Origin of the sequence: Vibrio sp. HENC-03 (genome assembly GCF_000305755.2) — a bacterium.
Classification (GTDB): Bacteria; Pseudomonadota; Gammaproteobacteria; order Enterobacterales; family Vibrionaceae; genus Vibrio; species Vibrio owensii.
Genome location: NZ_JH976067.1, coordinates 2,539 through 3,260 on the forward strand (window position 1 = coordinate 2,539; position 722 = coordinate 3,260).

Sequence of the window (722 nt, forward strand, 5' to 3'; positions counted from 1 at the left end):
GCATCTACCCGAAGGATTCTCTGAGTTGTTTCAGTCTCGTTGGCTGACGGTTGATACATCCAGTTTGGACAATGGCGAGATAGACGATTGCCAACGCACACGTTTCGACGAGCAAGGCCGAATCATCTATCCGGAGAACTTCAACAATGCCTTTATGGAGCACCGGCATTACAACTGGGACATTGTCTTGCTCACGCCCGACTTTGCTCAAATCCCTAAAGAGTTAAAAGGCGTGGCTGAGTTGGCCAAGCAACACAAAGGGAAAGATGGGATCTTCTTTTCCAACCGTAAACCTCGAATCCTAGAACATGACCCAACAAGAACGGTCACCAAACCAAGCAAAGACGATGTGGTGTACAACCTCAAAGTTCCGCTTGATGTTCACCTACTCTATGCCTCCACCGTTACGGGTCAAATCACTAAAGCGGGACTTGGGAAGAACATCTTTCTGAATCCTAAATTCTTAGCAGCTATGGCACTGATGGTGCTTTCATTTGGGTATGTCATTTATGCGCTTATTGGTCTTTTTTCTGATCCTGAGACGGCAGCTTCGCAAGGAACGCAGCCTCATCAAACTTCGCAGCAAAGTTCTGTTTCGTCTTCGCAAAGTAAATCGAGCCCTGGGCAAACTTCTTCGGATAATTCTGTCGTGGGTGCTGGTCGTTCTGGCTGTACGGGTACTGGTTGCGGGAATGGGACTTATCATGACATAGGAACGGTTC

At 47.8% G+C, this 722-nt stretch carries 1 protein-coding gene; it reads left to right on the forward strand.

All coding sequences use genetic code 11. The features are described from left to right. Nucleotides 1–25: 25 nt before the first annotated feature. On the forward strand, nt 26–722 hold a 697-nt coding region (locus VCHENC03_RS27975; protein ID WP_009705185.1), incomplete at its 3' end, for a zonular occludens toxin domain-containing protein.